7 protein-coding genes are annotated in these 7,248 nt (G+C 69.2%); 3 read left to right on the forward strand and 4 right to left on the reverse strand.

What is annotated here, in order from left to right; translation table 11 throughout:
* Nucleotides 1-131 precede the first annotated feature (131 nt).
* Nucleotides 132-1,628: an alpha/beta fold hydrolase gene (locus ACFW0G_RS19715; protein WP_378326764.1), complete on the reverse strand. Its 1,497-nt coding sequence runs from the start codon at nucleotides 1,626-1,628 to the stop codon at nucleotides 132-134.
* 303 nt (nucleotides 1,629-1,931) lie between these two features.
* Nucleotides 1,932-2,786, reverse strand: coding sequence for an NAD(P)H-binding protein (locus ACFW0G_RS19720; RefSeq protein ID WP_378326765.1), 855 nt, complete (start codon nucleotides 2,784-2,786; stop codon nucleotides 1,932-1,934).
* Between the two features lie 135 nt (nucleotides 2,787-2,921).
* Between ACFW0G_RS19720 and ACFW0G_RS19725 the strand changes: the two genes are divergently transcribed.
* On the forward strand, nucleotides 2,922-3,563 hold the full coding sequence (locus tag ACFW0G_RS19725) for a TetR/AcrR family transcriptional regulator (RefSeq protein WP_378326766.1): 642 nt from the start codon (nucleotides 2,922-2,924) through the stop codon (nucleotides 3,561-3,563).
* 5 nt (nucleotides 3,564-3,568) lie between these two features.
* Here ACFW0G_RS19725 and ACFW0G_RS19730 read toward each other — a convergent pair whose 3' ends face one another.
* Both ACFW0G_RS19730 and ACFW0G_RS19735 read right to left on the reverse strand, forming a co-directional pair.
* On the reverse strand, nucleotides 3,569-4,558 hold the full coding sequence (locus ACFW0G_RS19730; protein ID WP_378326767.1) for a helix-turn-helix transcriptional regulator: 990 nt from the start codon (nucleotides 4,556-4,558) through the stop codon (nucleotides 3,569-3,571).
* 164 nt (nucleotides 4,559-4,722) lie between these two features.
* Entirely contained in the window at nucleotides 4,723-5,190 is a 468-nt protein-coding gene (locus tag ACFW0G_RS19735; RefSeq protein ID WP_378326768.1) for a MarR family winged helix-turn-helix transcriptional regulator, read from the reverse strand.
* A 24-nt stretch (nucleotides 5,191-5,214) separates the two neighbouring features.
* Here ACFW0G_RS19735 and ACFW0G_RS19740 point away from each other — a divergent pair, with 24 nt between their 5' ends.
* The gene (locus ACFW0G_RS19740; protein ID WP_378326769.1) at nucleotides 5,215-6,609 is read left to right on the forward strand and encodes an MFS transporter; all 1,395 of its coding nucleotides are present in this window, start codon (nucleotides 5,215-5,217) and stop codon (nucleotides 6,607-6,609) included.
* A 30-nt stretch (nucleotides 6,610-6,639) separates the two neighbouring features.
* The gene (locus tag ACFW0G_RS19745; RefSeq protein ID WP_378326770.1) at nucleotides 6,640-7,206 is read left to right on the forward strand and encodes a carboxymuconolactone decarboxylase family protein; all 567 of its coding nucleotides are present in this window, start codon (nucleotides 6,640-6,642) and stop codon (nucleotides 7,204-7,206) included.
* Nucleotides 7,207-7,248 lie beyond the last annotated feature (42 nt).

Here is a 7,248-nt window from a genome sequence, read left to right on the forward strand (position 1 = left end):
TTGGTCAGCCGGTGACAGCCGACGTGGTCAGCCATTCCCCAATATCCAGCTCAGACTTGGCCCCAGCGGCAGATATCGTGGTCAATCACAGTCGTCTTGGCCGGGTAGCTTGGACGTGCCGGCCTAGTGGTTCAGGGCACCGGCACCGGTTCCGGGATTGGTGCCCCGTCGCAGCTGTCGTTGGCGGGCACTCCGGTCTCGAAGAATCGGGCCACTTTGCTCGCGCAGGGCAGGTTTGCCAGTGAGCCGTGGATGTCGTCCTGCACGGTGAGCACCGTGCCTCCGATGCGCTGACGCATTTCCCATGCGCCGGTGTAGGGGGTCACGGATTCGTGCCGGTGCCCGATGATCTGCAGGTCGCTGCGGCCGGGACGGTAGTCGAAGTTCTTCCCGGCGTAGGGCCACTGCGCGCAGCTGCCGGCGTAGACCGGCACATCCGCGGTGGACATCGGGTACTGCTTGCGCAGTGCGCTGAACTCCTGCCATACGTGGTCCAGATCGCGGGTTCCGGTGGTGTCGGCGCAGTTGATTCCGTGCTGCACGAACCGGTTGAGCGTGTACGGGCGCTTCTCGTCCCAGCCGAACCCGGCCGTGGTCGCCGCGTTGGGCTGCTGCGCGGGCGGGTTCTTCCCGGCCCGCACGGCGGCCAGCGCCGAGGCGCCCTGGCCCCAGTCCGGCGAAAGGGACGAGGCCATGTTCCGCGCCCAGGTGTCGTTCAGCTCGAGTGTCTGGCCGTTCACCACGACGGTGCGCGGGTGGGCTTTGAGTTCGGCGCTGAGCGCGAGTTCGGTCGCGTACACCTGGTCCCCGGTCGTGCCGAGGTGGAGCACGGCGTCGCGTTCGGCCATCCAGCCGGCGAACCGGAGCAGGTTGTCGTTGCGGGCTTTCGTCTCGTCCGCCTCGAAGTGGTCGAGATCCATGTCCGGGGGCAGCACCGAATCGATCGCCATCCGCCCGACATGGTCGTCGAACAGGCTTCGGTAGGCCGCGCCAAGGCCGGTGCCCCAGGAAATGCCGAAGTAGTCGATCTTCCGCTCGCCGAGGGCTTCCCGGACCCGGTCCAGATCCCGCGCGATGGTCTCGACGCCGAGGTGGGCGGCGAACTCCGGGTCCTTGGCCGCACAGCCGCCGTAGATGTCCGAATGCCAGGTGATCCAGGTGACCAGATAGTCCTTTTCGGACTGTCCGGGCTGCGGCCGTGGTTCACCGCCGAGGCCCTGGCAATCGACCTGCCCGCTGAACCCGGTGCCACGAGGATCGAAGCTCACCAGGTCGTAGTACTTGCCCAGCTCGCCGAGCTTGCTGGTGCGGATCAGCTCGGGCATCGACATCCCGGTGCCGCCCGGTCCGCCCGGGTTCAGCATCAGCACCCCGCGCCGGTGCGCCGGATCGGACGCGGGGATCCGGTCCACCGCCAGCTGCAGCGACCGGCCGTCCGGCCGGGCGTAGTCGACCGGCACGGTCACCGTCGTGCATTCGGCGCTCGTACCGGCCTGCTTCGGCCACGACGGTGCAAGCTGCGTGCACGGCGTCCAGGTCGGCGACGCCTGCGCCGCCTCGGCCGGCACGGTGAGCCCGAGTGCCGCTACCGCCGCGCCGGCTATCGCCACCATCTTCCGCAGGACCATTCCCATCCTCCTCAACTCGAACCCACCACCGATACGGCACCGCGAACTACTTCCGCGCCACGGACCCGGAAATCCGGCAGCCGACCCGGCCAGTGGTTTTCGCCGGGGTAGTCGAGGGAGGGAGGGCGCCGGGTTTCCCTCCGGCGTATTTATGACCAAGGACACATTCACGATGGCGCGCAGTGGAGGCACTCAGGGGGTGATAGGACGGACGTTCCTGTCACAGATGGCGTTACGACAAGGAGCGGTGGCGGTCGCAAGGGCAGGCCCAGATCGATGATCAGATGATCGGCAAGAGGCGCTTCAGGCGACGATGTGGGCTGCGAGCCGATCGGCAACGCTGCTCGGCTCGCGTCCGAGGAGTTCGGCAAGCAGGCGGTCGGCTTCCGCGAAGTAGCCCGCGCGGCTGGCCTGGTACCAGGTGAGCAGGAGCCGGGTCGTCTGCTCCGGGACGCCGAGCGTGATCTGGTTGGTAACCCACTGTTCGTCGTCCAGGACGACGCGCTTGATGGTGCGGCCGGTGAGGTCGGTGGCGATCTTGGCGAAATCGTCGAAGGTGACGGCGGTCGGCGCGGTGAGCGTGACCGGGCCGTCGAAGGAGCGGTCGCCGGCGAGGATGATCGCAGCGCCCTCGGCTACGTCGGCGCGATCGGTATACGGCACGGGACCGTCTGCCGGTTGGGCGATCTCTCCGGTCTGCTGCCACGGGCCGAGTACCTGGTCCAGTGGGCCGTAGGCGCCGTTGCGCAGTGCTGTCCAGGCCACCCCGGACTCGGCGAGGATCGCCTCGGTGGCAACGTGGATTTCCGACGGCCGGTACGGATTGCCGGGGACGGCGGCCTGCTGGCTCGTGTAGAGGATCCGCCGGGCGCCCGCCGCGACGGCGGCCTCGATGGCATCGCGATGCAGGCTGACCAAGTCGGCCGCCGGGTCGTTGCCGGAAATCAGAAGTACCTGCTCGGCGCCGGCGAAGGAGTCGCGCAACGCGGCCGGATCCTCGAAGGAGCCCTGTCGCACGCGGACGCCGCGGTCGGCGAAGTGCTGCGCCTTGGCGACGTCACGGACGCTGACGCCGATCTGGTCGGCGGGTACGCGCTTGAGAAGGTGCTCGACGGTGGCGCCGCCCAGTCCACCGGTAGCGCCGGTGACAACGATCATGTTCGTGGCCTCTTCCTTGGTGCCCGCACCGCATCTGTCCTGGTGGTGGGCGGAAATCCTAAACTGACCATGTGGGTCAGGTTCGCTTCTGCCGTCGACTGTAGGTAAACTGACCCAGCGAGTCAACTTCCGCCGATGAGCGGCAGCGCGGGACAATGGGAGACGGTGAGGGCCTTGGCCGGTGCGGTGCCATCGGAATCCCGGCTGCGCGCCGACGCCAGGCGCAATTCCGAGCAGATCCGCTCTGCCGCGATCGGCGCGTTCCAGGGGCGGGGTCTGACGGTGCCGCTGGAGGAGGTCGCCAAGGCGGCGGGGGTGAGCAAGGCCACGATCTTCAACCGTTTCGGCGGTCGGATCGGCCTCATCGACGCCGTCATCGAAGAGGTTGTCGCGACGGAGTTGTTTGCCGTCATCGACCACACCCGGACCATTGACGACGTCGGCGAGCGGATCGCGTACTACCTCACCGCGATCCGCGATCTCCAGTACCGCCAGCCGGCCGTCAACGACGTCCTGTTGCAGACGTATCCGCACTCGCGGCAGCTCATGGAGATCTGCCGGGCCGGGAGCGAGATCAACGACGAACTCATCGCGGCGGCGCGGGCCTCGGGCGCACTGCGGCCGGAGTTCACGGCGGGCGACCTCCACGCACTCGTCGTCGACAACGCCCTTGCCCTCAAGCACGGAAAGCGGCCGCCCCGGGACGACTACGACCGCCGCACCGGTTACCTCCTGGACGGAATCCGCGGGCGCCAGTCCGCTTCTGGTGACAGATAGCTCGGTCAGTCACTGTCGCGGAGCAGGGTCCGGTGGGGCGGGCGGCCGTAGGTGGCGCGGTAGTGGTGGGCGAAGCGGCCGGGGTGGAAGAAGCCCCAGCGGGCGGCGATCTCGGTGACGGTGGCCCCGGTGGCGGGGTGGGCGGCCAGCAGTTCCCGGTGTGCCTGCTCAAGACGCGCTTGGCGGAGGTAGGTCATGGGGGTGGTGTCGCGGTGGCGTCGGAAGGCGTGTTGCACGGCGCGGATGGTGACGTTCGCGGCGGCGGCGATGTCGGCGACGTTGATGTCGGTGTCGGCGTGGTCGTCGATGAAGGCGATCGCGCGGCGGAGGGTAGCGGGGTGGGAGTCGTGGCGGTCTTCGATGGTGGGCTCGGTGAGTGTGGTGTTGGGGAAGGTGGTCAAGACGGTGGCGGCCAGCAGCCGGGCGGCGTTGGCGGTCACGAGTGGTTGCCGCATGGTTTCGGGGTGGTCGCGCAGGCCGGTGGCGAGGTAGTCGATGGTGGCGTTCAGTTGGTGTGCGGCTGCCTTGGTGACGGGGTGCCAGTCGGTGAACCGGATCGGCTCCGGGTGGAGTGTCTCGGCGGGGGCGGCCAGTTGGTCCGGGGTGGTCAGCGGGAGGGTGGTGGCCTGGACGCCGCCGCCGCGCATTCGCACCCGGACCGGGGCGGCGTCCCCGCTTCTGGCGAAAAGGAAGACTTCGCCGGGGCCGAACTGGTGGTGCGAGCCTGCGTACCAGTGATCCAGGGTCGTGGTGAGGGGGCGGGTGATGAGCAGTACCGGCGTCGGTTCCAGGGTGTAGTCGATCTCGGCGCCGGTCTGCGTCAGGGTGTCCATCGTGAGGATGTCGGTGGCCAGCCGGGTGTAGCGGAGTGAGAAACGGCCCTCGTGGCCGGTCATGCGGATAGGAGTGCCGTAGGCGGTGGTCAGCCGCTCGCTCGCCTGGTCCCGGTCGCGGGTCTCGAACCCCAGATGCGGGGGCAGTATGGCGGCGGCCATGATCAGGACTCCTCGGCACGACAGCAAGACCGGTGACGTGGGGTCCGGCCTTCGCGGTGGTACGGCGAGCAGTCTCCTCGCGCCGACGCGTCCGCAGTGCATCCAGCGGGCACGTCCACGCGGTCGGAGCAACGATGGCTCCGGCATCCGGCAGGCAATGGACCTCAGGAGTCTTCGGGCGAGTCCAGTACCTCGGTAGCCAATCGTTCGAGGTAGCCCGCGAAGCGAGTCCGGTCCGCGGCGGGCCAGTGGCCGACGAGCGCGTCGAACGCTTGCCGCTGGAAGGTCTGTGCCGAGTGCAGGAACTTCCCGGCTTCGTCGGTGAGTTGGAGCGCCGCGCGCCGCGCGTCCCGGCTGGACGTCTCGCGCCGCACGAAGCCGTCGCGGACGGCGTCGGCGATCATCCGGCTGGCCACCGAACGGTCGATGCCGAGTTGCCGGGCGACGTCGGCCACTGTCACTTCGTCGGGGCCCGCGCCGGCCACCGCCTGGATGACGAAGAGGTTCGGCACCGTCCAGGTGGGCGGCGCGTCCTCGTCGAACCGCTGGACGACGTCCGGCGCCCACTGGCGTGCCCAGTGTCGGACCAACCGGAACAGTGCCGGACCACCATCGGGCCTTGATGTGTGCATAAGGCACGTTATAATGCGTGCTTTATGCACGCGATATCACCTCGTACCCGGAACCTCGCGTTTGCGGGTGTCCTGCTCGGCATGGCCATGGCGCAGCTCGACGGCCTGGTGGTCGCGGCGGCGCTGCCGTCGATCGCCGCCGACCTGCACGCCGGCTCGGGCCTCGTCGCCGTCACTGCGGCGGGCCTGCTCACCACGACCGTCGCGACGCCGCTGCACGGCAGGCTCGGCGACCTCTACGGCCGGCGCGCACTCTTCGCCGTCACGTTGCTGATCTTCGCGGCGGGCTCGGCCTGGTGTGCTGCCGCGCCGGACATCGGCAGCCTGATCGCGGCGCGCGCACTGCAGGGGCTGGGCGGCAGCGGCCTGATCGTCACGGCGATGAGCGCGCTCGGCGAGCTGTTCGACCGCGACGAGCTCCTGCGCCGCCAGGGCTGGCAGACCGCGGTGTTCGCGGCGGCGTCGATCGGCGGTCCGCCGCTGGGCGGGCTGATCGCCGCCGGGCCCGGCTGGCGGTGGATCTTCCTGGTCAACCTGCCCCTGTGCGTGCCCGCGTTGCTGCTGGGGTTGCGCGGTTTGCCAAGGAAACCCAACCGTGCCAAGGAAAGTTTCGACGTCGTCGGCAGTGTCCTCCTGGTCGTCGGCGGTGCGGCACTGGTGGTGCTCGGCAGTGTCGGCGAGCTCGCCACCAGTCCTTTGTGGACGCCCGTCCTGGCGGCGGCCGCGGTGGCGTCGGCGGTGCTCTTCGTCCGTCGCCAGCGGAGCGCCGCGAGCCCGTTGATCTCGCCGAAGGTGTTCGCCGACCGGGTGCTGGCCCGTTCCGTCGTGGTCAACGGCCTCGCCGGGGCGGGGCTCTACGGCACGTACACCTACGTTGCCCTCCTCGTCGCGCTCGGCGAGGGAAGCGCCGCGCGGACCGGGCTCGTACTCATCGCGATGACGGCCGGTCAGCTCGTGCTGTCGACGTCTTTTTCCGTACTGGCGCGGAAACGGCCGAGGATGACGTCGTGGGCGCGGTTCGGGTGCGCACTCGGCGTCGGCGGGCTCGCGCTGTGCGCGGTGGCGCCCGTACTCGACGGGCCCGTGCGGTGGGTGGCGCTCCTGCCCGGCCTGTTCGCGATGGGTGCCGCGTTCGCGGTGTGCACGGCGGCCTACACGGTGCTGGGGCAGTCTCGCGCTGCCAGGGACAGCATCGGCGTCACGATGGGTTCGCTGACGTTCGCGCGGCAGGTGGGCGGCTTGCTCGGGACCGCGGTGTTCGGCTGGCTCGCCCTCGCCACGACCGGAGGGCTCGAGGCGCCCGGCCTCACCGTCGTCTTCGCGGCCGCGGCCGGGGTCATGATCGCGGCGTGGTGCACGTCACCCGCGCGGCGCGCGGAAGCTGTCACATCCTCCGACGCTGTCTCGTCCTCCTCATAACCGCAGGTAAACGAGTTGGAGGAGGCAATCATGCCGCGTATCCCCGCGAAGAAGACCAGCGAAGCCGGGCTCTTCCTCAAGCTGTTCTACAAGATGGCGGGCAAGCGGTACGGCGCCGTGCCGGAGCCGGTCGCGGTCACCGCCCATCACCCTGGGCTGCTGCGGGCGAGCGTGGCGCACGAGATGCTGGTCGAGCGGGCGATGAAGAAGCTCCCCAAGAACGTCTGGGAGCTGGCCGTGTATCGCGTCGCGACACAGCTCGGCTGCTCGTGGTGTGTCGACTTCGGGACGATGCTCCAGCTGCACGGCGGCCTGGACATCGAACGGCTGAAGAAGATCGACGACTACGCCACTTCGCCCGCTTTCGACAAGCAGGAGCGGCTCGCGCTCGCCTACGCGGACGCGATGACGGTGAGTCCGATCACCGTGACCGACGAACAGGTGGCCGAGCTGGAGGCCGAGTTCGGCAAGGAAGGCGTCCTCGAGCTGACGTACCAGATCGCGCTGGAGAACTCGCGCGCCCGGATGAACAGCGCGCTCGGCATCGTCGCGCAGGGGTTCACGTCGGGCGACGCCTGCCAGGTCCCGCTGCCCTGAGGGACATGCGCCCCAATGTGGCGTTCGGTGCGTCTGACGCAC

This window comes from Amycolatopsis sp. NPDC058986, from assembly GCF_042741125.1.
In the GTDB taxonomy this organism is placed as follows: Bacteria; Actinomycetota; Actinomycetes; order Mycobacteriales; family Pseudonocardiaceae; genus Amycolatopsis.

Excerpts from the sequence above, each read along its gene's own strand:
- ACFW0G_RS19715 (WP_378326764.1), bottom strand. The coding sequence starts at position 1,628 with ATGGTCCTGCGGAAGATGGTGGCGATAGCCGGCGCGGCGGTAGCGGCA.
- ACFW0G_RS19720 (WP_378326765.1), bottom strand. The coding sequence starts at position 2,786 with ATGATCGTTGTCACCGGCGCTACCGGTGGACTGGGCGGCGCCACCGTC.
- ACFW0G_RS19725 (WP_378326766.1), top strand. The coding sequence starts at position 2,922 with ATGAGCGGCAGCGCGGGACAATGGGAGACGGTGAGGGCCTTGGCCGGT.
- ACFW0G_RS19730 (WP_378326767.1), bottom strand. The coding sequence starts at position 4,558 with ATGGCCGCCGCCATACTGCCCCCGCATCTGGGGTTCGAGACCCGCGAC.
- ACFW0G_RS19735 (WP_378326768.1), bottom strand. The coding sequence starts at position 5,190 with ATGCACACATCAAGGCCCGATGGTGGTCCGGCACTGTTCCGGTTGGTC.
- ACFW0G_RS19740 (WP_378326769.1), top strand. The coding sequence starts at position 5,215 with ATGCACGCGATATCACCTCGTACCCGGAACCTCGCGTTTGCGGGTGTC.
- ACFW0G_RS19745 (WP_378326770.1), top strand. The coding sequence starts at position 6,640 with ATGCCGCGTATCCCCGCGAAGAAGACCAGCGAAGCCGGGCTCTTCCTC.